Annotated in this window: 18 protein-coding genes; 7 read left to right on the top strand and 11 right to left on the bottom strand. The window is 38.9% G+C overall.

Going from position 1 to position 25,340, the window contains the following annotated elements; genetic code table 11:
• Positions 1-205 precede the first annotated feature (205 nt).
• The 4 genes from BM156_RS10520 to BM156_RS10535 all read left to right on the top strand — a co-directional run bounded on the left by BM156_RS10520 (position 206) and on the right by BM156_RS10535 (position 7,150).
• Entirely contained in the window at positions 206-3,637 is a 3,432-nt protein-coding gene (locus tag BM156_RS10520; protein ID WP_093919832.1) for a C10 family peptidase, read from the top strand.
• 183 nt (positions 3,638-3,820) lie between these two features.
• Entirely contained in the window at positions 3,821-4,402 is a 582-nt protein-coding gene (locus tag BM156_RS10525) for a hypothetical protein (protein ID WP_093919833.1), read from the top strand.
• A 170-nt stretch (positions 4,403-4,572) separates the two neighbouring features.
• Positions 4,573-5,982 carry a serine hydrolase domain-containing protein gene (locus BM156_RS10530; RefSeq protein ID WP_093919834.1) on the top strand — a complete coding sequence of 470 codons (1,410 nt, stop codon included), beginning with the start codon at positions 4,573-4,575 and terminating at the stop codon, positions 5,980-5,982.
• A gap of 103 nt (positions 5,983-6,085) precedes the next feature.
• Positions 6,086-7,150, top strand: coding sequence for a linear amide C-N hydrolase (locus BM156_RS10535; protein ID WP_093919835.1), 1,065 nt, complete (start codon positions 6,086-6,088; stop codon positions 7,148-7,150).
• 156 nt (positions 7,151-7,306) lie between these two features.
• Here BM156_RS10535 and BM156_RS10540 read toward each other — a convergent pair whose 3' ends face one another.
• From BM156_RS10540 to BM156_RS10580, 9 genes are all read right to left on the bottom strand, one after another.
• Positions 7,307-9,034 carry a RagB/SusD family nutrient uptake outer membrane protein gene (locus BM156_RS10540; protein ID WP_212733479.1) on the bottom strand — a complete coding sequence of 576 codons (1,728 nt, stop codon included), beginning with the start codon at positions 9,032-9,034 and terminating at the stop codon, positions 7,307-7,309.
• Positions 9,035-9,056: 22 nt separating this feature from the next.
• A complete protein-coding gene (locus BM156_RS10545) occupies positions 9,057-12,488 on the bottom strand; it encodes a TonB-dependent receptor (RefSeq protein WP_170846932.1) in 3,432 nt (1,143 codons plus the stop codon).
• A gap of 161 nt (positions 12,489-12,649) precedes the next feature.
• On the bottom strand, positions 12,650-13,759 hold the full coding sequence (locus tag BM156_RS10550; protein ID WP_093919837.1) for a FecR family protein: 1,110 nt from the start codon (positions 13,757-13,759) through the stop codon (positions 12,650-12,652).
• A gap of 49 nt (positions 13,760-13,808) precedes the next feature.
• Positions 13,809-14,405, bottom strand: coding sequence for an RNA polymerase sigma-70 factor (locus BM156_RS10555; protein ID WP_093919838.1), 597 nt, complete (start codon positions 14,403-14,405; stop codon positions 13,809-13,811).
• A gap of 299 nt (positions 14,406-14,704) precedes the next feature.
• A complete protein-coding gene (locus BM156_RS10560; RefSeq protein WP_093919839.1) occupies positions 14,705-15,982 on the bottom strand; it encodes a DUF4861 domain-containing protein in 1,278 nt (425 codons plus the stop codon).
• Between the two features lie 9 nt (positions 15,983-15,991).
• Positions 15,992-16,786, bottom strand: coding sequence for a gluconate 5-dehydrogenase (locus BM156_RS10565; RefSeq protein WP_093919840.1), 795 nt, complete (start codon positions 16,784-16,786; stop codon positions 15,992-15,994).
• Between the two features lie 27 nt (positions 16,787-16,813).
• The gene (locus BM156_RS10570) at positions 16,814-18,055 is read right to left on the bottom strand and encodes a DUF2264 domain-containing protein (RefSeq protein ID WP_093919841.1); all 1,242 of its coding nucleotides are present in this window, start codon (positions 18,053-18,055) and stop codon (positions 16,814-16,816) included.
• Positions 18,056-18,114: 59 nt separating this feature from the next.
• Positions 18,115-18,957 (bottom strand): 5-dehydro-4-deoxy-D-glucuronate isomerase, encoded by an 843-nt coding sequence (gene kduI, locus BM156_RS10575; RefSeq protein WP_093919842.1) that lies wholly within the window; start codon positions 18,955-18,957, stop codon positions 18,115-18,117.
• Positions 18,958-18,963: 6 nt separating this feature from the next.
• Positions 18,964-20,118, bottom strand: coding sequence for a glycoside hydrolase family 88 protein (locus BM156_RS10580; RefSeq protein WP_093919843.1), 1,155 nt, complete (start codon positions 20,116-20,118; stop codon positions 18,964-18,966).
• A gap of 160 nt (positions 20,119-20,278) precedes the next feature.
• Here BM156_RS10580 and BM156_RS10585 point away from each other — a divergent pair, with 160 nt between their 5' ends.
• From BM156_RS10585 to BM156_RS10595, 3 genes are all read left to right on the top strand, one after another.
• Complete coding sequence (locus tag BM156_RS10585) at positions 20,279-21,307, top strand: LacI family DNA-binding transcriptional regulator (RefSeq protein ID WP_170846933.1); 1,029 nt, start codon at positions 20,279-20,281, stop codon at positions 21,305-21,307.
• A 391-nt stretch (positions 21,308-21,698) separates the two neighbouring features.
• Positions 21,699-22,391 carry a sensor histidine kinase gene (locus BM156_RS10590; RefSeq protein WP_139218260.1) on the top strand — a complete coding sequence of 231 codons (693 nt, stop codon included), beginning with the start codon at positions 21,699-21,701 and terminating at the stop codon, positions 22,389-22,391.
• Positions 22,381-23,472, top strand: a complete 1,092-nt coding sequence (locus tag BM156_RS10595) for a response regulator (RefSeq protein WP_093919846.1) — start codon at positions 22,381-22,383, stop codon at positions 23,470-23,472. The genes BM156_RS10590 and BM156_RS10595 overlap by 11 nt, the downstream gene beginning before the upstream one ends.
• Positions 23,473-23,557: 85 nt before the next feature.
• Here the strand turns inward: BM156_RS10595 and BM156_RS10600 are convergent, their stop codons facing one another.
• Both BM156_RS10600 and BM156_RS10605 read right to left on the bottom strand, forming a co-directional pair.
• Entirely contained in the window at positions 23,558-24,178 is a 621-nt protein-coding gene (locus BM156_RS10600) for a superoxide dismutase family protein (RefSeq protein WP_212733480.1), read from the bottom strand.
• Positions 24,179-24,241: 63 nt separating this feature from the next.
• Entirely contained in the window at positions 24,242-24,997 is a 756-nt protein-coding gene (locus BM156_RS10605) for a hypothetical protein (RefSeq protein ID WP_093919847.1), read from the bottom strand.
• Between the last annotated feature and the right edge of the window lie 343 nt (positions 24,998-25,340).

The following is a 25,340-nucleotide window of genomic DNA, read 5'->3' on the forward strand; positions in this document are numbered from 1 at the left end:
AAGGTTGCTAATCGAGTACATATTGCAGGGTGGGGTTTAGTGGTACGCCAACTGCGCCCCGATAGCTATCGAGGGCTCGTTTTGCAGTTCCGTGTCCTTCGGACAGGAACGTCCGCCTGCCCGTCCGGTCAGGCTCTCCGAAATCCGCCCCTAAATTTACCTGAACCGTTACTTTCAATTTTGACAAATAAAAACCAACCAACATATGAAGTTTATCCTTCTAATACTAACAGTGTTTATTGCTACCAACTCATTATCATCAAACTCACAAGAAATAGGCGAGAGAAAAGTAATTGCAAATGCCAAATTATTTCTCCAAACGAAAGATCTGTTGAAAAGCGCCAAAATATTCAAGCTAAATAAATTGCTGGAAAAAGAGGCAAACAAAATATACATACATAATGTAGGAAAAGGTGATGGATGGATCATTTCCGAAATGATCGATGATAACATAAGAATATTAGCCTACTCATTAGATGGAAACTTCAACTATGATAAAGCTATTCCTTACGTAAAAAACTGGTTAAAATCTAATTTAAATAACACCTTAGAAATAAATGCAAAAACGACTAAAGCTATTTCAAACAAAAACTTGTCAAGGGGAGTAGAGCCATTCTTGAAAACATCAAGTGGTGAAGATATACAATGGGCTCAACGTGCCCCGTATAACTCACAATGTCCTGTGATTGACGGTATACAAACACCTTCTGGATGTGTCCCTGTTGCTGTGGCACAAGTGATGAGATATTGGCAATTTCCTCCAAGAAGCAAAGGAAACTGTCAATACAGCTATACCATTTCCCAAACAAATAAAACACATTCTTTCTCTCATCGCTTAGGACAATCCAACTATAACTGGGAGAAAATGCTGCCAAAAATCGATGAGAGCTCAACTGAAGAGAGTAAACGTTGCATCTCTAATTTAATGCTAGACATCGGTATGTCAATGAAAGCAATCTACGCTCCAGAGGGAACAGGTGCTAGCGATTTCTCTATTTTTAATAAATATTTCAATTACTCATTGCCGCAACATATATCCATATATGATGGATCACTCCTTGACGTTCTAAAAAGTAAAAATGATTCAATTCTATTTCACGAAAAAATAAAAGAAAATCTCGACAACAAAATTCCAGTGATTGTAATTGGACATGTCTCTGGGGGGTTCCATGCAATGATTTGCGACGGATACGATGATGAAGGTTTTTATCATCTAAATTATGGATGGGGAGGTCAATCAGATGGATTTTATCATTACTCCCAAAATATCTGGTGCGCGGATCTACTTTTTAATTCTGCTTATATCGATATTGTTCCGCAAGATATCAAATACTCTATTAGTCTGAAAGAATATAATAATACAGTTAGTCCTTTAAGTGATACTAAAATAGCACTACAAATAGAGGAAACAGACAGATCTTTTCCTTCTTATATAACCCCAAAAATAGCATTGAAATCACCAAATAATGGCAAGATAATTCCTGAGCAATCATATGAAACAGATTCAACAAACTCTCAGTATCACATTTATTTCAAAACCCCATCACAGGAGGGAACCTATGGATTAAGCTTACTTATCGACGATGGATACAAAATTCAGGAAATTGATAGTTTGACCATGCAGGTTAAAAATGCCATAAATACAAGAGACCTGTTAATTAAATCAGTCGAAACAAGCAATAAGTTCACATATAACTCTCCAAATATTGAGTATAAAATAGAACTATCTAATGCAGAAGTAAATGGAAGTTGTAAGATGAGATACAATGTGTATTCTAAAGATGTGCTTGAGTTTACCGATGATTTAAGTTATAATCTTTCGGCAGATAAGACTGTGATCAGATTTCGTTTATCTCTGGATAAAATTAGCATGGGCAAAAAAACATTGAAGATTATTATTGATCCGGAAAATCAACTAAATGAAACAGATGAAAAGAATAACACAACCACCATCAATTTTGCTTTTAATAGGGAAATACCACTGAAAGAATGGGCTGTTCTACAAGAAATATATAAGAATTCAGAAAATGGAAATTGGGAGTTTAATAAAGGGTGGATGTTGGATGAACCAATTTCAACTTGGGATGGCTTAACATTAGAAAATGGTCATATTACTGAGATTTCAAATGTATTTGAGAAAAACGTACTAATGGAGCCCGATTGGGGAACGTCTGAACATGGTTTTAATAAGTATCCCCTAGGACTTCCCGAAACGATCTCAGAATTAGACAGTTTAAGAAGCATTAAACTTCTCTATGCTGAAATGAATTCTAAACACTTGCCGCAGTCCATCGGAGAACTCAGCCAGCTAGAACTTATCAATTTATATCACTCTGGTCTTAGCGGCGAGATTCCAAATGAAATAGGACATTTACAAAATTTGAAAGAGTTAGTATTAGATGAAAATGATTTAAATGGAGAACTACCACAATCTATATTCGACCTCTCAAAATTAAAAGTTCTTAGATTAGGCCAAAACCATAGACTTACTGGAAGTATTGATTCAATTCTAAAATTTAAAGAAATTGAGTTTATTGGTATTAACCAAACTCAACTCTCAGGTAAAATTGACGAAAGAATATTTGGACTGAAAAAACTAGTAGAAATTCAGGCATACAATTGTAATCTATCCGGTGAAATATCTAAAGAAATTGAAACAAATTCTAAACTTTTAGTCATTGATCTAAAGAATAACAATATAGAAGGTGAAATATTTAACACAATTAAAAATTGTCCAAATCTGCGTAATCTAGACGTTTCAGGAAATCAATTTTCAGGCAATATACCACCAGAAGTTACACAATTAAGAGATATTTTCCTTTTTAATATATCCAACAACAATTTTAGCGGAGATCTTCCTTTAGGTTTTGCTAACTTAAGGGCATTAGACTTGTTTAACGTATCAAACAATCAGCTAACAGGAATAATAAATAAGGAGTTTTCATATCTCCGCCAAGCAAGAGACTTGAATTTTGCCAATAATAAATTTGATGAATTAGATGCTTTTGTAGTAGATTCTTTGTTCGAATATATTTACAATATTGACGTAAGCAATAACTCCTTAGAATTTAATTCTTTTGAACAAAATCTTGACTTAATTGGAAAAAATTATTTTAAATATTCCCCTCAATCCTTATTAGGTAATAAGGACGTTTTTTATAAAAAGTCAGGTTATGAATTTGTATATAAACTAAGCTGCGCCGGAACATCCAATCAATATACATGGTATAAAAACGACACTGTTCTTCGAGCAATTAATATACCCGAGATTATAATTGGTTCAACTAAGCCAGATGATTCTGGAATATACCACTGTGTTATTACGAATGAAAAAATTCCAGATTTTAACCTAAAATCAGAGCCTTTTGAATTAAAAATTGATCAAACGACAAATGAATTTATAAAGATATACCCCAATCCTGCTTCAGATAGAATTACCGTAAATCTACAAGAATTGGAAGATCAAATCACCTCATATTCAATTATTGATAATACCGGAAGAATTGTACACAAAATGAATAATCTCAGTTATGCTCATAGTATTAATATTGATGTTTCATTTTTATCTGCAGGTATATATCACATCATATTAATGGGAGATAGCATTCATGAAACAAAAAAAATTATTATTAATTAATGTATTTTCATTTATCGATACGAGGTGATAACCAAATTTAAAGTCAAAAGAATTGCCTCATCTAGAATTGAATATAAAAACATTAAAAGAATAGCTATCCCGCAATCAGACACGACACCATACACCAACCGTTCCGCTCAAACTCAACAAGCTCAAATTAATCAAAACTAAATAACGAACAACATGGAATACACAATAACTAAGACCCAAAGAAATGGAATCATTTTATCTTCTTGCTTTTTGATTTTATCTATTTTAATCCGAGGATTATTATTCCTGATTAATACACCAACTAAAATTGAGCTTGCTGAGCAGCTAATTTGGAATACGATCTATTTAATCCCTTTTGGGTATTTAATGCTGGCATTCTATAAATACCTCAAACACTATCAACGGAAGGTTTTGCAGGGTTCTATTCTTCTAATATTCGCTGCAGAACTAATTCTAAAGAGTACGCTGTTTTCCAGCTTATTCGAATCGCCCTTGAAAAAAGTGGTTCTGCTAGGTACAAGTACAATTTGGCTTATCGCTACAGTTGTCTTGCTTGTAGGTCTCTTCAGAAATACCGCCAAAACAGACCAGGGAATGCTCGCCATTCGGAATTACGCAATTTGTAGTTTGCTTATTTATCTTTTTGCAACGACACACTCCTTCTATTTGGCATCTACCAATCCTCTACAAACCCGGCTACTCGTAGGGTTAACTTCGGCAATACCCTTTAGTTTTACGATCGTTTTTGCGATGAAACTCAAATTAAAGGCATAAAACCAGCTACAAAAAAATTACCTTGCGGTGCCTTGTCTCTGCTCCTTTCTTGAGCATTGAGGGCAGCTGGCCGAGTCACTCCTAAAATAATCGGTTAGCACTCCCCTCTTTAACACAATAAATTAGTACTTTAAGAGCTTTCTGTAGTTAGTCTGCCTAAAAAGAAACCTATGCTAAGATTAATTCTTGTTCTGATTGCATTTGTTGCGACAACTCCTCTAAATGCACAACCTGAAAATTATAAAACTGCAATTGATCAATTGCAGACAGATTATAATTCGGAAAGCTATGAGCAGATTTTTAATTGCTTCTCCCCCCAGATGCAACAAGCACTGTCAATCGAAAAAACCAAGCAGTTTTTCACCAATCTCTTCGCCAGTGTCGGGAAAATGAAAACGAAAGAGTTTATCAATGATGAGGAGGGTACCGGTGCTATTTATAGGGCCAAGTTTGAAAGAGCTGTTTTAGGAGTCTACATTTCACTTGACAATCAAAACAAAATTGGTGGCCTATTAATAAAACCCTACGAAGAAGAAACAAGCAACGACAACCGAACCACGAATGCTTTAACCGCATACCCCAAGGCCATTGCTCAGACGATTTTTGGTAAGGCAAAAGCATTTCCAACGAATACGCAGCTTTCCATTGCAATCATTGATCATGGAATGACGAAATATTATGGAATCGTAAAGGAGAACGACTCGATAAAAGCAGCCGAAAATCAAGCTAAAGTTTTTGAAATCGGCTCCATTACCAAAGTCTTTACTTCAACTGTGTTGGCTTCATTGGCAACAGCCAACAAGCTAAAGCTTACCGATACGATTAATGCTTATTTCCCTTTCGCTTTCAAAAACAATATTCAACTATGTTTTGAGAGCTTGGCAAACCACACCTCAGGCTTGCCTCGACTTCCTGTGAATTTAGATTTAAGCAACGAAACGAACCCGTACAAATCTTATAACAAAGACGACCTTGAGGACTACTTAAAAACGTATCTGAAACTCGAAAACGACCGCTCAAAAACTTACTCCTATTCCAACTTAGGAGCGGGACTATTGGGCTACACGTTGGGGTTAACACAAAAAACAAATTTCCAGGACTTGCTACAAAAGGAAGTCTTCGACAAGTATAAAATGACCAATTCTTATACCGGCTCAAATGACCTTAACAAAACACTCATAAAAGGACTGGATAAAAATGGATATGAAGTACCCAACTGGGACTTTGATGTGTTGTTTGGCGGTGGCGGGATTTTATCGACGACAGAAGATTTAGCAAAATTTGCCAATGCTCAGTTTGATCCAAAAAACAAGGAACTCTCATTGACCCGAATTCCAACATTTACAATTAACGACCAAATGAAAATTGGATTGGGATGGCATATTCTGAAATCTGAAACGGGTAACGCTTGGTATTGGCATAACGGAGGGACGGGAGGCTATTCTTCTTCAATGGTTCTTGATACCGAAAATAAGTTTGCCGTAATTGTCTTGTCAAATGTGTCGGCATTTAATCCTAAAATGAAGAATATAGACAACCTTTGCTTTGAACTAGCTAAAAAACTCAATAAAAACGAATAGTAGCCAAGGCTGTATCTGAGCTATCCCGAAAAAACACAGAACCATAGAACACACCTGGAAAGCCTTAAAACGATTACGAATAAACAATAAAAATAGCCACCAGATGCAGGAAGCCAGTTTATTGAAACAACTCGTGACGACAACCAAAGAATTTGGTTGTACAACCTTTGCTTTGCAACATGAAGACAAAATCGTATTTGGAAGAAACTTCGACTTCATGATTGACTATGGGCATATCGTTGTGAATAAACGCAATGTGTTAAAGACCGCATTAGTTCCCCCATCAGAGAAGCAGTTTCAATGGACATCAACGTTCGGGAGTGTCACCTTTAACCAAGTAGGGCGCGAATTTCCATATGGCGGAATCAACGAAGCTGGCTTAGTAATTGAACAGCTATGGCTCGACTCAACGCAATATCCGAGTCCTGATCATCGGTATGGGATCTCGGTGCTTCAATGGATTCAGTACCAGCTTGACGTAGCAGAACACATTGATGATGTTATCGAAAGTGACCTTCTTCTCAGAATAATTGATAATTCAGGAGCAAACCTCCATTTCTTCGTAACAGACAAAAATGGAAACTCTGCCTGCATTGAGTTTATAAAAGGCAAGATGAACGTAAGCAAAGGGAAAGACCTAAAAGTACCTGCTCTTACCAATAGCTCCTATGAAGAGTCTTTAGGGAGTTTGTCCCGTACAAAGCAGGAAGAAATTAATCAATCTATTTTTACCAGCAACTCTTTAGATCGCTTTAAGCGGACGGCTAAACTGCTGCGAGAATTCGATCAGGAGCGTTCTCCAAACTTAATTGACTATTCATTCCTCATTCTAGATACTATCAAGCAAGCCAATTTCACACAATGGAGTATTGTTTACGATATTTCAAATCTGGAAGTCCATTTCAAAACTAAGAGCAACTTACAAAAAGCTGTAATTCGCTTGGAAGACTTTGACTTTTCCAGTGCTTCGCCGTGCTTGGTTTCCGACTTGCAAAACCGAACAAAGACAGTCCTTTTTGAAACGTACTCATCGGCCAATAATCTAGCCCTAATCAATCGGGTATTTGACAGCTTAGCTATGCTCAAAGACATTCCAAAGGAAATAAGAGAGATCAGCGCAAATTATCCAGAACAAACTGTTTTTAATGATCAAGAAAGCTGCTGCTAAATAAATCCTCTCGCTCATTTGTTCCAACAAGCCCTCCCCTCTCTTCAACGCACAACTCCCAATCCGAAGAATGAAGGCATTTGCTCGATCACTCCATAAAAAAAGGAGCTGCCAAAACTGACAACTCCTTTCCGTTTTACGACTTAGCAGATATAATTAATACCCAGGTGTTTGTTCTAATACACTTGCACCTGACTCGTCAACTGAAAGATCAATTTGAGTTTGAGGCACTGGCCAATACTCATGCTTATTTGATACAAATTTCTTTCCAGAAAGATGTCCCATAAATTGTCCTTCTTTTTGCAGATAAGCATTAAGCACATTATCAGCAATTCCCCAACGCACCAAATCAAAGAAGCGATAGCCTTCCATTCCAAACTCCATCCGCATCTCATGACGAACAGCTTTCAGTGCGAACTCTTTGCTACCAAAACTATCGTATGGTTCTACAGCATAATAAGCAGCCTCTTCACCATCCTCAAACTTCACATAGTTACTATTTTTTGCGCGCTCACGAATTTGATTAACCATATTCAAAGCTAGAGGTAAATCATCAGTTTCAGCAGCACATTCGGCCAGCCACAACATGGCATGCGCTAAACGATATTTACGATATGAATTGTTGTTAACTCCTGTAGCCCAACCGGTAGTTGTATTTCCTGAGCCTTGATCAGCTTTCAAAAACATATTCTTTTTGAAATGATAGGGTCCACCATTCTGAATATCTCGAATAGGCTGCTCAGCATCGATTGGCCCCCAGTCCAAGAATGGAACTCCAGGACGTCCAACGGTATGGTCTAAACGAGGATCAACATTCCCGGGATAAAAGTCTTTGGTATAAACCTCTGGGTTATCTTTATCCCATACGTCAGCCCAAGGTAACATTTCGTTATTGTAGGTGTCTAACAGAGGTAATCCATTTTCGTCCGTTTTAAAGGAGTTTACAAAGTTCTGAGTTGGTTGAAAGAAGCCACAGCAAGTTCCAATCTTTCCTCCTTGAGGAAAATTCAGTGCATCTCCCCAACCAGCGTTATAAGAACCATCTGAACCATCATTCACAGCATATTGAATTTCCAAGATCGATTCCTTGTTATTTCTAGTGGCGGCTAGGTAGTTCTGCTCGTAGCTTTCCATCAATTCAAAACCACCATTCGTAACCACGTCGTTTAATAACGTCTTAGCTTCCGGAAACTTCGATTGAAACATATATACCTGCGCCAACATGGTCTTTGCGGCCCATTCTGTTGCACGCCCAGGCTCACCTGCCCAACGACTTGGCAAATTATCCTTTGCAAAAGTCAAATCAGCTTCAATCTCTGGCCATACCACATGATCATTGGGAACAACCGTTGGGTTTTCTGTATTCTCATCAATCCAAGGCACTTTATAATGTACCTTCGTTAATTCGAAATAAAGATGAGCACGTAAGAATCTTGCCTGTGCAGCTGCCAATGTTTTTTCCTCATCAGTCATTCCTTCAACATCAGGAAGAACAAGCATTACGTCATTACAACGAACAACACCATCGTAAAGTGCTCTCCAGTGGTTTGTAACATATCCGTTATCTGCATCAGCAAAGAATCCTTCAATAGGATTAATAGTTGCCTGGTCTCCGAAAGAAGAACCTTTATAGGCATCATCAGCAGCGATGCTTCCCCAAACCCAGTTGGTAACTGAACTGGCCCAAATACTTCCTGAACGAACATTTCCGCCATCGATAACGGCATAAGCACCAGTTAACAAGGCATTAACACCTTCCTTAGTATAAAAAGTTTCCAATGAAGCCTGACCTTTAGGTTTGATCGTATAGAAATCATCACCGCAAGAATAAAAAAGGCTGGTCATCAATAGAATTGGTAATATAATTGCAATTATTTTTTTCATAATAAATTAAAATTTTAATTGATTATAAATTCAAATTAATACCGACCATAAACATGCGGGATGTTGGATAAGATCCCTCATCCACTCCAAAAATACGATCATCGCGGCCAGTTCTAATTTCCGGATCCAATCCACTATAATCTGAAATGGTGAACAAGTTTGTTGCCTGTACGTAGATTCTAAGATTATCAATATTCCATTTTGAAGACAAGCTTTTAGGCAAAGTATACCCAATCTGCAAATCTTTCATCCGGAAATAAGAACCATCTTCAACGAAGAAAGTCGAGTTCTTTTGCATTTCACCATCGTTTTGAAGAGCTATTGGCATCGTAATTTTCGAACCAGAAGCATAACGATCTGCGGTCCATGATTCATACAATCTTCTTGGATTACGGTTTCCTTGGAAATTGGTAAATAAAGTCCAACGATTGACATAGTTGACTAGGTCATTCCCTTGAGTTCCTTGGAAGAACATCGTCATATCCCAGTTCTTATAATTCACATCAACGTTTAAACCATAAGTGAAGTCAGGATGAGGAGAGCCAATAAATGTGCGGTCATTTCCGTCAATCTTTCCATCTTTCGAAATATCTTTATACTTAAACACCCCAGGTCTACTATAGGTATCTTCGTCAAAGCTATCAGCACTGTAAGGGACATGATCATACACTTCATCCCAGGTATTGAAAGTTCCCTCAACAACATATCCATAGAATGAAGATATTGGTTGTCCAGTAGTAGAAGCAGTATAAACATTCTGTCTCAACTGAGTACCATAAAGGATCTCATTAGCATTATCATTTAATTTGACCACCTCATTTTTGTAATGCGAAATATTTCCGCGAACATCAAATTTCAGGTCATTGCCAACTTCACCATGATAAGTCAACATCAAATCCCAACCAGTATTCTTCATCTCACCAACATTCACATCCGGCAACTGAAGTTGGCCCCAAGTATTTGGAAGCTGCTGGCCATAAAGCATGTCTGTTGTATTTCGAGTGTACCAGTCAACATTAACTTCCAAACGATTGCCAAGAAATGTCGCATCTAGCCCCAAGTTAGTTGTTGTTGTTGTTTCCCAAACAGCATCGGGATTCCCCAACTTATATTTACGAAAACCAGATTGAGTCGATGAACCAGAACCATTCAAATCATAGAATGATTCATCGATATTAGCACGGTAAGTACTGTAAATGTTGTAATTTCCGATACGGTCATTACCATTCTGGCCCCAACCAAATCTTAACTTCAAATCATCGAGCCAATTCCGACTACTTTCCATGAAAGTTTCTTCCGAAAGTCTCCATCCCAAAGAAAAGGCAGGAAATGTTCCCCAACGATTTTCTTCTGAGAAACGAGAAGAAGCATCACGACGAACAACCGCTTCAGCCAGGTATTTTCCTTGATAGCTATAATTGATACGTCCAAAATAAGAGAAGGTAGCCCACTCATCAAACGAACCTGATGAAATCTGATCAGACTCCCCTCCATTTAGAACCATATAATCAAGATCTGTAGAGAAATAGGAGGCACGGCCACCATCAAAATACTCCCAATAATTATTCACGGCTTCTGTTCCAACCAAAACATCAAATTTATGATTATCGGCAAAAGTCTTGGTATAGTTCAAAGTATTTGACCAGTTCCACTGAATACCACCATCAAAATTTTCGGTTAACCGATCAGTGGGTCTAGCTTCAGCAAATTCTGGGTTTTTCAGGAAACGATCCCGCAAACGCTGACTTTCGTAGTTAACCCCAAACAAAGTCTTTACAGAAAGACCATCCATCAAGTCAACTTGAGCATAAGCATTGCCAATGATCCGCATTTGACGATTGTGGTCATCCTTATCGCGATATAACATGGCTACCGGATTATCTCCATTACCTGTTCCCGGAGCTTTAGTTCCAGCAAAATTTCCAGCGATATCGCGAACCGGAATAATGGGTTGCATCCGGTAAGTTTGTGAAATTGCATTTCCTTCACGATTATTCTCAAATCCAACCCGATCCGTATAAGTTACACCAATGCTCTCACCGATTTTCAACCAGTCTTTCAATTCAACGTCAGCATTTATACGAGCAGCATAGCGTTTAAAACCGGTATAAATAACCGTACCTTCCTGATTCAAATAACCAGCCGATACGGAATAACTTCCCTTATTCGTTCCGCCGGTTATTGAGAAGTTGTACTCCTGAATTGGCGCAGCATCAAAAATCTCATCATACCAATCTGTTCCTGGAACAGAAGCACGATAAATTGTGTTATTTGGATAACTGTAAGCACTTTCATCTGCTGTATTACCTACTGGTTTCGCGTACATTGGAATTACTGGTTCGGCACCATTTCCATATTGCTGAGTTCCCCAACCTGCATCTCCAGGCTGTAAACCTGCATTGCGCATTTCCATAAACAACATTTCGCCATATTCCTGCGTATTCATCAAATCCAATTGGTTGATGGCTTTTTGCACACCATAACGAGCATCAAACGAAATACGAGGCTCCCCTGCCTTACCACGCTTAGTAGTGATAATGATAACACCATTAGCTGCACGCACCCCGTAAATAGCAGACGAAGAAGCATCTTTCAAAACCGTCATTGATTCAATATCATTGGGGTTAATCTTACTCAATCCTCCTGTTGTTGGAACACCATCAACAATGAATAATGGATCGTTATTATTCACCGAACCAAAACCACGAACACGAACTGTGGCATCACCACCTGGAGAGTTATCTGTTGTAATCGTCACCCCAGAAACCCGACCTTGCAATCGAGCAGCAGCATTGGCAACAGGAACAGCCCTTAGCTCATCAGCATTTACTGAAGAAACGGCTCCGGTAACTGTCTTTTTTTGTTGAGAACCATACCCCACAACCACAACTTCGTCAACACCAATGACGTCGTCCTGCATGGCAATGTCGAACGTAGCTTGGTTTCCAAGTTCAATGGTTTGGGTAATCATACCGATGTAAGAAACAACAATCGCAGATGCTCCTTCAGGAACTTTCAAATTAAATTTTCCATCCAGATCTGTAATTGTTCCAGTTGTCGTACCTTCAAAAACAATAGACACCCCAGGAATCGGAGAACCATCTCCTCCTTTTACGACCCCGGCAATAACACGTTCTCCCTGTTGTTCTGCTTTAACTGGTTTCAGAACAATCAGGTTATTGTTTTTCACACTGTAAGACAAATCCTTACCAGCAAAAAGTACATTCAAAACTTCATTGATATCCTTATTCCTGACATCTATGTCAACAACATCATCGAGTGACAGGACATCTTCAGAATAGAAAAAACGATAATTACTTGACTGCTCAATGGCACTAAGAGCAGTACGAAGTGTTTGATTTTTCACATCCAGATTAAGCTTCGTGTTTTGCGAACTAACGGTAGCACTAACCTGAAGCAAACCCAGCAATAATAGAAAGGCTGTTAGTTTCATAAGAAGAAAAAGTTTTTTCAAATGGGCCCATCCGGACTCAAAGAACAGATTTTTTTTCATAGTTTTACAAATAATTAGTTAGACAATACATACTTACGTATGCTGTTGTTTAAGTTAAGTAACAGGATGCTGGAACCATCCTGTTACTCTTTTTTTACCTTTTAGTTACTGTCATAAAATTTAGGATTATACCATATAGTTACATTTTTACTATCGAATTCGTATTTGATTGGAGAAGTGATGCTTAACACATCTAAAACATCTTTAAGGTTTTCATCTTTTAACGTCCCACTGTAAGCAAAATCACACACCTGGCGATCTTTGATCTTAATTTTCACATCATAGCGTTTCTCCAACTTCTGAGCTAACATTCCAAACTTTTCTTTAAAAATGATCCATTCACGATCTTTCCAGGAAGTATAGATGTCGGTTCTTACGTTAGATGTCAACTCAACCTTTTTAACTTTTAATGGAATATTCTTCGGAGCTTTCGGAGCCTCTGCTTCTTCCTTTTCAACATCATGATGGGCTGCATGTTCCTTCTTCGCCTGATCTTTATAAAGTGTAAGCTTCTGATTGGGATGCATTACCAACTCATCATCAGTCACATTCGTTCGATTAACGGCGATCTCTCCCTTCACCAGAATTGTTTCGACAAAAGCTTCATCGGCATAAGCTCGTACATTAAACTGGGTCCCCGTCGCTTTAACTTTGATCCCTTCAGTTTCGACAAAAAACGGTCGTTTGCGATTGGTTACCACATCAAAAAAAGCTTCACCTTCCAACTTTACTGTTCGATGATTTTCATCAAACTTAACCGGATAACTCATGGCACTTCCGGCATTAATCCACACCCTGGAACCATCGGGCAAGGTAACAACCGACTTACTTCCCAAGGGAACTTCAGTTGTAATGTAATCTTGACTTAATTGCTCGCCAGCAGGGATCAACTCATACCGAAACACTCCGTATCCCATCAAAAATGCGAACAAGAATACAGCAGCAATTTTCCCGTAAGATTGCCACATCTGAAAAAGAATGGAACGTTTATTCAACTTATCAGATAAACGTTTCCATCCTTTTTCTGCATTGTATTTTTCTGATTTACCAGAAGTATAGGTTAGTTCCAAATAAGCAACTGACTGGCTAAAGTATTCAACATTCTGCTCTGATGCCTCCACCCATTCAAAGAGTTCTACCTCCTGCTCTTTTGTTATTGAACCATCAATATAGTCCAGTATCAATAAATCAATATCAGATTTCATTTTCATCTTTAAATGATCAAGAATTAGCCTGTTTTTAGAAGTAAGACAAACAGGTTTAAAAATGGCGTACAAGATTTAACAAGAAAATTTGCCCTTTCTGCTTAACCTCCTCAAAATCAAACCGAATTTTTTTTAATGCCCGGGCAATTTGTGTTTTCACCGTTCCAACGGAAAGATTAAGTTTTTCGGCAATCGCCTTATAAGACAGGTGTTCGAAGCGATTAAGGTAGAAAATGTATCGACATTGCTCAGGCAGAGCGTCTATCGATGTTTTCAGTTTTTTCTCCAAGTCTTCAATTTGCTGAAGTCGCTCTATTTGGGAGGCTACTTCTTCTTGCTTGTAAAAAGGGTACTTGATATCCGAATCAACCAATACCTTTTTTTGTGATTTCTTAAGGTGGTTGATACTTAAATTTCGGACGGCAACAAATAGGTATGATTTAACTGAACTTTGAATCTGGATGGATTCCCGTTTACTCCATAATTCCATGAAACAATCATTGACAATATCCTGAGCATCTTCATGAGTTCCAAGAAACCCGTAAGCAAATGCACACAAAGGAGCATAGTACGCGTGGAAAAGATGCTCAAAGGACTTTTGATCATCATTATTCTTTAATTGTTCAAAAAGAATATGATCCAGTTTTGCCATGTGTCACTATTTCATAAGTTTAAGGCTTAAGAAAGATAGAAATTATTTTTGTTTTTAATAGCTACCTAACCCACAAGCAATCAACAATTAGCGATGAAAGGTAACAAGTTTATTCGATAAAAAACAGAACAAATACACTCTATCACCGGCCTAATCTACATTCTAGCCACTGTAAACAATTGGCTAGCTTACAAAAAGAGCAGAGAAATTACAAAAACATAATTTCTCTGCTCTTAAACATCTCAACAGGCAAATTAGTTGAGAAAAAAATCTTACGAACAACAGTAAGGAGATTCAGTTTATTTAACTATAATTGGCTGATCTAGCTTTTCTGCTTCGCTATTAATATACTCCTTAAAACCATCAATAGTTTTCCATTTGTCATTTTCAAGTCCCCAGACAGATAGGAAGTAATGTCTTGCTGGTTTCTGATCTTTTATTTTCTGAGAAATATAATAAGTTTCAGAAATTACATGGCTGAAATTCTTAGCCGGAACCGTTTTATATCCTTCCTTAAAAAAATTGATATCCGTTGTCCGGTCTACTTTTCCTTTCTCCGCCTTAGGAAGCATAACAGCCATCCCAAGCTCATCGTTATTCAGCGATTGAACATCAAGGGTTGCTATTGCTGTGAACGCTTCTCCTGCGTCAAAAGCATGAGGTTCATTCTTCAGCATGCTGGTTACAATACCAGTTACCAACTCCATACCTTCTTCAGCTCCGGTTACTGTAACATCAGACTGAAACCAGTATTTTCCAGGATAAATGGTAATGCGCTCAACCGCATTCAGTTTTTTCCCAGCAACATCCCATCCTTCATATTTCAAATCGAATACGGAACGGATAGGACCTTCAACAACTTTCTGGTATTCATAAACATCAGTTGATCCAAGCCGGTAGAGAGAATCCTGCACCAGCATTGCCAATCCGCCAGATCCTAAACTGCTTCCACAATGCAGCACATCCATTCCCCAGTCGGCTAAGTCATGATAACTGCCCATCTCCGGAGTATGGATCTTATCGATGATCAAGCCTGGCTGCAACTTTCCAAACAGGTCCTTCACATTTCGACAGTCGAAATAGTTACGGAAGCCCATTTTATCGTTCTCCCAGTTAACACTTTCTCCCTGCGCAATTGTAGGAAAACCATCCAGCCCTTGGGGAGCCTCATAGTGATCAACTTCGACAAAACTTCCATCATCCTGTTTGATTCCCAAGCGAAGATTTGTCCGCTTTTCAAAAACAGGATAATCCGCCACATTCACGAATTCAACACCAAGCTTTATTTCCTGCGATGCATCAAAGTCCAGGTTGACAACCAGCTCATCCCAAACGCCATCACCGGTTATATCGTCCACCTGAGAAGGGATCAACTCGCCGGCAAACTTTAACACGGGTGCCTGTCCAGCCTCAATTGCTCCAAACTTGGCCTCTAATGCCTGACGTTGGATAACAATTGTTTCATCCGGCCGAACGATAGCCGATGGGTTTTTCAGGCTAACTGCTTGTTCCTTCTCAGAACAAGCACTCGCCCCTCCCATCAACACTGCCAATAAAAAATAAGCCAATGCTCTCATGATACTTTTCTATAAGTCGTTTTCACCTTTTACATAACCGAAGTTGGCCAAAATACCTCCATCAACATAAAGGACATGACCATTGACAAAGTTACTTGCTTCAGAAGCCAGGAACAGGGCAGCATTACCCACATCCTGAGGTTCTCCCCAGCGTCCGGCAGGAGTACGAGTCATCACCAAGTCATTGAAAGGATGATTACCTTCGCGAATTGGTGCGGTTTGAGCTGTTGCAATATAACCAGGACCAATACCATTAATTTGAAGGTTGTATTTAGCCCACTCGCAGCACATGTTAGCTGTTAAAAGTTTCAAGCCACCTTTTGCTGAAGCGTAGGCTGATACGGAGTTACGACCATACACGCTCATCATCGAACACATATTGATGATTTTTCCGCTGCGTTTGGCAATCATTTTAGGAGCAACCCTTTTAGCAACAATTAATGGAGCTACCAAGTCAACATCAATCACCTGTTTGTATTCTTCAACTGGCATATCCAGAATTGGAATTCGCTTGATAATTCCGGCATTGTTTACCAAAATATCAATCTCGCCAACTTCCTTTTCAATCTCGGTAATCCCGCGATCAACATCCGCCTCGTTTGTAACGTCAAATTTCAAGGCAAAAACGTCAATGCCTTCTTTTTTATATTCTTCGCGACAGCTATCCAGCTTATCGCCTGATAAATCGTTGACACAAATTTTTGCTCCTGCTTTTCCTAATACTTTACCGATGGCCATACCAATACCATGGGTTCCACCGGTAATAAGAGCAACTTTTCCTGATAAATCAAATAATTCGTTCATTTCAATTGTATTTGAATCGCTTGTTAATTAATCTTTTAATGCATGGTCTGCGGGGTAATTCGTTCCTCCCCAAATTGTTTTTGCCGTCCAGTCCGTAGCCGGGTCTGCCCAAAACGGATCATTTTCAGGCAAGCCAAGAGCCAATAAACCAACCGAGCACAAGTACAAACTTCCAGTTGAGATATAACTCTCTGCAATATCTGGTTGATGTCCGACAAAGCCAATTTTCAGCCAACCATTGGAGTCGAATACGCCGTCGGCTTCAAACATGCGCTCAATGACTGCAGTAAGCGCACACCGTACCTGTGCAGGTTTAACCGACTCGGGTAAATGATGCTGCAGGGCCATTTGAGACAAATGCTGGAATGCACCAAAACGGTAAGGCAATGACCTCCCAATAGCCGGGAAAGTTCCTTCTGGTGAAATCAATTTTTCCTGAATAGCCGCATAACGAGTAGCACGCTTCATTACAATCTCATATGTTTTTTCGTAGCGTTTGCGATGTTTCACGACCTCCTTCAAGATATCGACCATCATTGGTTGAATGACATAGCTGTTGTAATAATCCCAGTGAAACTGAGGACCATCACCATACATTCCATCACCGACATACCATTCCATGTGTTTCTTGATGGTCAGGTCAACACGCATTTGATCCCAGTCTTCGCCAGCAAAAGCCAAAAAAGCTTCAACCATCCCGCTAAACAACAACCAGTTATTGTACCACGGAGTAATCTCTCGTGAGCTTTTCATGGCCTCAACCAGCTGTCGTTTTGTCGTTTGGTCCAGTTGCTTCCATAATACATTAGGAGCTCTTAAAATAGCATGTGCCAAAAACGCCGCATCCACCAATGGCTGATACCCTTTAGTAAAATTCATGAAATCAGGCGATTTTGGATCGACAGCCATTTTCAAACTCTTCTGAGCCAACTCAATGAAGTGCTTACGCTGTTTCCCTTCCTTGCTATTATCTGCTCCTAATTCCAGCCAAGGTGCCAGTCCTGCCATCAGCCTTCCAAAAGCTTCCAGGTAAGTAACCTCTTCCCTATTGGCTTTCATTCCTGGCTTGCATTCGACAGGCATGTTTTTCTTCAATTCCCCTTTACTCAGTGACTCCAGCAAAGGAGAAGAAATAGTTGTTAAAACATGCACCCAGTATTCACGGTGATTGGTGGGTTCTGCCGCAGCAAAAACTGAAGCAGTTGCTTTTCCGCTTAGCGGCAACAAGCCCGCTAAGGATAAATATTTAAAAACGTCTCTTCTTTTCATTTAGTAAGTATTATCTCGGAAAGACAACAATACCCCTAAAAAGGGGTATTGTAAAAAGTTTATCTTAACTCAGTTGGAGCAATAATGTCCATATCGGTGTAGTCGAGGTTCTCGCCTGCCATCCCCCAAATGAAGATGTAGTTGCTTGTTCCGGCGGCTGAATGAATCGACCAGCTTGGAGAAATGACAGCTTGCTCATTTTTCATCCAAATATGGCGAGTCTCTTCAGGCTGTCCCATAAAGTGGCACACAGCCTGATCTTCTGGAACATTAAAATAGAAATAAACTTCATTCCGACGACTGTGCGTATGCGCTGGCATGGTATTCCAAACGCTTCCAGGCTTCAACTCAGTCATTCCCATTTGCAATTGGCATGTTTCAACAACTGTATTAATCAGCAGCTGATTAATGTTTCGTTCATTAGACGACTCCAAAGAGCCCAAATGCAACACATTCGCATCTTTTAAAGTAACATGCTTTGTTGGGCAAGTTTTATGCGCAGGAGCCGAATTGAAGTAAAAATGAGCAGGTTTTGCTGAGTCTTCCGATTCAAAAACGACTTCTTTCGCACCTTTTCCAATATACAGTGCATCTTTAAACTCAAGAACATATTTTGTTCCGTCAACTGAAACAGTTCCTTTTCCACCAACGTTGATGATACCTACTTCGCGACGCTCACAAAAATAGTTTGCTTTTAATGCATCAACTGTTTCCAGTGTAAGTGCTTTGGTAACAGGAACTGCTCCACCTACAATGTAACGCTCAATATGCGAGTAAACCATATTGATGGTATCAGCTTCCATTACTTTTTCCATCAAAAATTCTTTTCTAATTCTTGATGTATCATACCCTTTGAAATCTTCGGGATGATAAGCATACCTTTCTTCAAAATTTGTTTTCATAACTAACTATTTTTTTAAGTCTTGTTTTCGTTTCAATGCTTCCAGATAATAATAATCGGCATAATTCAAAGGCACATCAATTTCAGAATTACCTGGCAAGTGTCCAACACAATGCTTTAACAAGAAACCTCCATTGGCACCACCTTCAGCTAAATATTCAGGAGAAGAAAGCGATTCAACCAACTGATCTGCCAAATCAAAATAACGCTGTCCATCTTCCACCATTGTTCCTAACTCGTAAAAAGCAGAAGCCAACAATGCTCCAGCAGAAGCATCTCTTTTTACATTCGGAATCTTAGGATCATTGTAATCCCAATAAGGAACCAAATCTTCCGGCAAGTTTGGAATAATAAAAGCAGCAATATCTTCTGCAGCTTTCAAGTATTTTGGATCGCCTGTTTCCCGGTAACACACCACGTAACCGTACAAGCCCCATGATTGGCCACGCGCCCAAGCTGACTCATCGCTGTATCCCTGATGTGTTTGTTTCCGCTCAACTTCCCCGGTAATCGTATCGTAACTAACCACATGGTATGAGCTCATATCTTCACGAAAGTGATGTTCCAATGTTGTGTTTGCATGCGTTACGGCAATATCCCTGAAACGGTTATCTCCTGAAACCTTGGATGCCCAAAACAACATTTCCAAGTTCATCATATTATCAATAATAACTGGGAACTGCCATTTTCCCCAATCCCAGGAACGAATCGCTCCGGTTACCGGGTTAAACCGCGAAGCCAAACTTTCGGCAGCTTCTATAACAAATTCTTTATAAGCTTCATCACCGGTAAGCCGATAGGCATTTCCATAACTACAAAAAACCATGAACCCTAAATCGTGTGTTTTTGTATAATGTTGAAGCCCATCAAGCTTCAAAGTACTTCGAGTAGCAACCTCTTTCCAATAATTGTCTTGGCTTAACTCATACATGTACCAATACATTCCTGCAGGAAATCCACTGCACCAATCGTATTTACCAATCATTCGGTACCCCTTTTCGGGTGTCCATGATCGCGGCAGTTTAGCTTGAGCATTGGTTGAATCCACCAATACTTTTAATTGGTCTGCCAATTTACTTGTCAATTGGGTTTGATCCTTTTTACCACTAGAACAAGCAGCAACAATTGCCACTATTACGCCAATAAAAATCAGTCTTCTCATGTTTATTTGTCGTTAAGTTATCGATTTAATCAGCTTACAAATTTAGAAGAAAGAAATGAGAAATGCAATCGATTGCATTTCTGTTTTATTAAAAATAATTTGGCATATTTGTATGTTGGTTAAAACTGAATTAGCTAGCACAATACAGCAAACATACAAAATGGATAAAAAAACGTCAGTCACAATTCACGACATTGCTCGAGAACTAAACATATCAGCATCAACGGTATCCCGAGCCCTCAATAATAACCCAAGAATCAGCCAGGCAACAAAAGATAAGATAAAAGCGCTCGCATTAAAATTAGGCTATCAGCCCAACATCATTGCCTCCAATTTGCGTAATCAGAAAACCAATACCATCGGAATTGTTGTTCCGTTAATCAATCGTCACTTTTTTTCCACCTTCATTAGTGGTGTCGAAGATGTTGCCTTTGAAGCTGGTTACAACGTTATCATCTCTCAGTCGAATGATCTTTTTGAGAAAGAAAAGCAAATTGTACACTCTCTCTTCTCTAATCGCGTCGATGGAATGATTGTGTCATTAAGCATGCAAACTCAACAGTTTGATCATTTTCAACTTTTTTCAAAAAAGAATATTCCATTAGTTTTTTTCGACCGTGTTGCTCCACAGCTCGATGCGGATAAAATTATCGTAGATGATTTTGCATGCGGCTTTAAGGCAACACAACACTTGATCGACCAAGGGTTTAAACGTATTGCTCACCTTGCGGGTCCTACGGCATTAAACACATACAAAGCCCGGATGGAGGGCTATCGATCTGCACTTGAAAAGAACAACCTCCCAGTGAACGATGAACTAATTATTTTTAACCGTTTAACTCGCATGGATGGGCAACAAGCGATTAAGCAGTTGCTAGCTTTGGACACTCCGCCTGATGCCGTATTCTGCGGAAATGACACCTCTGCTCTTAGTATAATTGTTTATTTAAAATCTATAGGAATCCGAGTTCCGGAAGATTTCGGGATTGTTGGCTTCAGTAACGAACCGTTCTCTGAAGTTGTTACACCCTCAATATCAACAATTAAGCAACCGGCACAAGAAATGGGACAAAAGGCTGCTGAGCTGTTAATTTTTGAAATTGAGCACAAGGAAAATCCGAGAAAATACCAGACGATTACAATGCCAACAGAACTGATTGTCAGGGAATCTTCACTTCGAAAAAGCTAGATCCTCAAACCACACAACTCAACCAAACAACAACAGACAACACGCTCTACCTAAATCAGGTACAGAAAGCATCGGCAATCTCTAGGTTGTGATAACATTTATTTAAACATTCAATAACAAACAAAAATGCATGCTATCGAACATACTGAACGTTTATACGTTTAATTGCAATGGTTAGCCATATTCGAAGTGCGCAGACTTTAGTATCAAAATACGCCAAAAATGTCGCTTCGTTGGCTCAAATGGGGAGTTCTTCATGAAAAATGTGCGCTTCATAAAATAAATAACAAAAAGCATCATATTGTTGAAGAGATGTCTTAAATTGCACAAATTTGGAGAGTTACAAAACAAAAAAGACCAAAACCAATTACATTTTAGTATTAAAATTAGCATGGAACAATCGGACAGTTATAATGTCAAACAAATAATAAGCTCTTTATCACATGAACTAAGAACGCCACTTACGATTCTTAGTTCAAACCTTCAATTATTAAAAGATCACCAATTCAAATTAGAAGATGAGTTGCGAAAAGAGACCTTCCAACTCTGTGAGGAAGCGCTACACTCTGTTACCCAATTTTTGGACGATATTCACTTTTTGAATATTGCGAATAAAGGAGAACTTCGAAAAAAATCAAAGAAATTCTCGATAGACCATATGATCAATCATATTTTAAATGATCATCATACCAAGTTTTATCATTCGCCTAGAATCAAGACAGAGATTCATCTTGAAGATGATTCTTTTCTTTCAGATGAATTGCTATTAAGCAAAGCAATCACTAACTTGCTAGATAATGCGTATAAATTTTCAGGGAAAGAAGTATGGTTAAAGTTAACCAATGCCAATAAATGCCTGACAATTGAAATTGAGGACCAAGGAGCAGGAATTCCTGCCAGAGAAATGGATTTGATTTTCATGCCATTTTATCGATGCGATAATGTGAAAATGCTTAGTGGCTCAGGGTTAGGGCTTTCAATCACCCAACAAGCCATTAACTGTTTAAATGGAGAGATTAAAATTGAAAGTACTCTTACTAAAGGGACAAAAGTCAAACTAAAAATTCTTTCAGATGAATTCTAAAAAGATATTGATTATTGAAGATGATTTAGCTTTGAGCAAAACGTTAAAAAATGTTTTAAAATTAAATAATTACGAAGCGAACATTGCCAGCACCGGAGCTGAAGGAATACAAAAAGCTTACGAATATTGCCCAGATCTGATTTTATGCGATATTAACATGAAACCCATTGATGGCTATCAAGTATACAATATCCTAAAAGATAGTGCTCTTACAAGTCGTATCCCATTCATTTTCATTACTGGCCGTTCCGAACTAAACGACATCCGTTTTGGCTTGGAGCTGGGTGTTGACGATTACATCGTCAAGCCATTTGAAAACGAAGAGCTTTTAAAATCTATAAAAGTAAGGATCGAGAAATACGAGAAGTTAGTAAACATTGGTAAAAACGACTACAACACGCTCCTGAACCTATCCCCAAACGGAGTTTTTGTGTTTGATGGAGAAACGATTTACGAAACCAATAAAGCTTTTCACGATTTAACCGGATTGAGTGAAACAGAGGTTAAAAAAATTACCTTCAAGGATTTGATTACAAACAAACAATATGAGAAAATTGAAGGTCGAATCATGAAATGCTCGAATGGCTTAAGTGGTAATTTTAGTGAAGAAATCCAGATAAAGACAGCTAACGGAAACTTCGAAAAATTTGTTCTACATGTTTCTCCGAGCCAGAAATACAATGGTTTTACCTTACTCATTGGATTGCTTTCTCCTAAAGAACAAGCAGGAGAGCCGACGCAAATGGAATACCAAAAGATTGTGAATATCCTTGAGGAAGAAAAGATTCACGTCTCGGGGCATTTAGCCAACAAACTGCATGAAGCTTTTGAGAATGGCAATGGCACCTCACATTCAATCACCACCACCACTTTAGTTGCCAAATCAGTCTTTTCTAAGAGAGAACAAGAAGTACTCACATTGTCTTGCAAAGGATTGCCAATTAAAATCATAGCTGATCAATTGTCAATTTCTGACCGAACAGTTGAAAAACACAGAGCCAGTTTGATGGAAAAAACGGGCGCTAAAAATATTGTTGAAGTCATTATTTACGCGCTAAAAAATGATTTAGTGGAAATTTAACCAAACACATTTCACAAGAACGAAATAAAAATCCCGTCCATAACCGGACGGGATTTTTGTATATCTCTATTCTTGGAATAATCTGTTATTCGTGCTTTGCCACCCCAATTACTCCATAAGCAACCCGGGCACCAGCGGCTCCTGTAGGCTGAGAAGTTAGGTCATCCTCTCCGGCATGGACAATAATGGAACGCCCAATTATTGAGTGGGCTCCATTTAATTCAAGCATCTTATCGACCATCCGATAATGAGCTTTTCCATTTTCATCTGCCTCTAAATTTCCGAGGTCACCAACATGCCTTACGTGTGCATGAGGGCCACCATGATCTGTTCCATCGGGGTTAAAATGCCCGCCTGCACTTGTTCCATCAGGAGCCGAGCAATCTCCGTAGTGATGTACATGAAAACCATGTTTCCCAGGGGTTAATCCTTCTACTGTTGCCTCAACCACAACTCCTTCTGGAGAATCTGTAAACGTAACAATTCCAGTTACCTCATTCCCCGCTGTAGGATGAAGAACACAAATCGCTTTTTTAATCACCTCGGCCTTTGCATCATGATCATGCCCATGCCCATGATCGTGGCCATGGTCATGCTCGGCAACGACAGTACTTTTTTCCTTACTGCCCTGTTGCTGATTACAGGCCTGCCCAACAAACAAGATCGTGGCAAATGCCATCAAGTACAACAAATTTTTCTTTCTCATAATAAATTGATTTTAAATACATTCATTTTTAAGTATAAAATATAGCTCCAAGCCTGCGTTTAATTAGAAGCAAGCAATTGGAACATCGGCTTGCTCAAATGCCTTTTCTAACAATCCCTTCTTGACTAAACTCGCCACCAAACCGGGACGTTGCTTTTCGACAAACAGTATATCAGGCTCAAGCATTTTTGCATAGTCAAGATATTCTTCCTCAAAATCACCGGAATGAAATTCCTGATAATTAACACTTAAAGCATAAAAAAGAGATTCCATACTCACACGTGCCCCCTCGTCTACTCTTCTTTTATCATCTTCGGCAATATTAATCACTGGGGCCATTTTCAAGATCCAATCAGCGACGAATTGTTGCTTTTGAACTGAAAGATTGCCAAAGGCAGCTGGCATCAATACATTTGTCATTCGTTGAAAACAATAATTAGGAGGAACAACAAGAGCAACTCCCTCATAGCTTTGGCAAGTTTCAACCAGCTCACTTTGCGACCCAAAAATCATGTTGTCTACTGCCTTATTGATAAGTAACAGCGAAGAGGTGTCGCGGTTTAACTCTTCTAAAACTTTTTTCAGTATCTCATTTTCTTCAATTGTTTGCTTTAGCTTAATTGGGAAGTTTAAGCGTGATGTTTCTTGACATAACAGCTCATCTAATTCCTTAGCAACATGGTATTTTTCCCGTTCAATAATTTCTCTATGCGAGAGTTTACTACCAGCTGCAATCGTTTGAGAGTCTGAATAACGACTAGTTACGCCATGCACCACTCTCGGATCAATTACATGAAGGACTTCAACTTCTACCTCCAATTGTTTAGCGAGCTGCAAACCATATGGGATTATACCTTACTGTTCTCCTCGGATATCACTTACTACTATAATTCTCATATTCTTCATTTTTTTATTTCTGAATTATCTTGGTATTTCGATTTATGTGTGCTTTTTTTCCACAGTTTACCGGAAGTTTTTCCACAACTCAAGCTCTTCATCCTGCATCTTCCTCTCGAATACTTCGGCTGGCTTTACCTGACAATGGCGACCTACACGGATCTGCCTTTTAAATCTCTTGAAGATAGGAACAGAAGTTGTGCCTCATATAATACTTAAAGCTGCAAATGCCAGTCCGCGAAACGAGTGATTTTAGTTAGAGTTA

Origin of the sequence: Sunxiuqinia elliptica (genome assembly GCF_900113005.1) — a bacterium.
Lineage (GTDB): Bacteria > Bacteroidota > Bacteroidia > Bacteroidales > Prolixibacteraceae > Sunxiuqinia > Sunxiuqinia elliptica.

What these genes read in the sequence shown, in the direction of transcription:
- BM156_RS10570 (WP_093919841.1), bottom strand. Translation starts at nt 18,055, where the DNA reads ATGAAAAGAAGAGACGTTTTTAAATATTTATCCTTAGCGGGCTTGTTG.
- BM156_RS10580 (WP_093919843.1), bottom strand. Translation starts at nt 20,118, where the DNA reads ATGAGAAGACTGATTTTTATTGGCGTAATAGTGGCAATTGTTGCTGCT.
- BM156_RS10520 (WP_093919832.1), top strand. Translation starts at nt 206, where the DNA reads ATGAAGTTTATCCTTCTAATACTAACAGTGTTTATTGCTACCAACTCA.
- BM156_RS10530 (WP_093919834.1), top strand. Translation starts at nt 4,573, where the DNA reads ATGCTAAGATTAATTCTTGTTCTGATTGCATTTGTTGCGACAACTCCT.
- BM156_RS10595 (WP_093919846.1), top strand. Translation starts at nt 22,381, where the DNA reads ATGAATTCTAAAAAGATATTGATTATTGAAGATGATTTAGCTTTGAGC.
- BM156_RS10590 (WP_139218260.1), top strand. Translation starts at nt 21,699, where the DNA reads ATGGAACAATCGGACAGTTATAATGTCAAACAAATAATAAGCTCTTTA.
- BM156_RS10560 (WP_093919839.1), bottom strand. Translation starts at nt 15,982, where the DNA reads ATGAGAGCATTGGCTTATTTTTTATTGGCAGTGTTGATGGGAGGGGCG.
- BM156_RS10525 (WP_093919833.1), top strand. Translation starts at nt 3,821, where the DNA reads ATGGAATACACAATAACTAAGACCCAAAGAAATGGAATCATTTTATCT.
- BM156_RS10555 (WP_093919838.1), bottom strand. Translation starts at nt 14,405, where the DNA reads ATGGCAAAACTGGATCATATTCTTTTTGAACAATTAAAGAATAATGAT.
- BM156_RS10585 (WP_170846933.1), top strand. Translation starts at nt 20,279, where the DNA reads ATGGATAAAAAAACGTCAGTCACAATTCACGACATTGCTCGAGAACTA.
- kduI (WP_093919842.1), bottom strand. Translation starts at nt 18,957, where the DNA reads ATGAAAACAAATTTTGAAGAAAGGTATGCTTATCATCCCGAAGATTTC.
- BM156_RS10535 (WP_093919835.1), top strand. Translation starts at nt 6,086, where the DNA reads ATGCAGGAAGCCAGTTTATTGAAACAACTCGTGACGACAACCAAAGAA.
- BM156_RS10600 (WP_212733480.1), bottom strand. Translation starts at nt 24,178, where the DNA reads ATGAGAAAGAAAAATTTGTTGTACTTGATGGCATTTGCCACGATCTTG.
- BM156_RS10540 (WP_212733479.1), bottom strand. Translation starts at nt 9,034, where the DNA reads ATGAAAAAAATAATTGCAATTATATTACCAATTCTATTGATGACCAGC.
- BM156_RS10565 (WP_093919840.1), bottom strand. Translation starts at nt 16,786, where the DNA reads ATGAACGAATTATTTGATTTATCAGGAAAAGTTGCTCTTATTACCGGT.
- BM156_RS10545 (WP_170846932.1), bottom strand. Translation starts at nt 12,488, where the DNA reads ATGAAACTAACAGCCTTTCTATTATTGCTGGGTTTGCTTCAGGTTAGT.
- BM156_RS10550 (WP_093919837.1), bottom strand. Translation starts at nt 13,759, where the DNA reads ATGAAAATGAAATCTGATATTGATTTATTGATACTGGACTATATTGAT.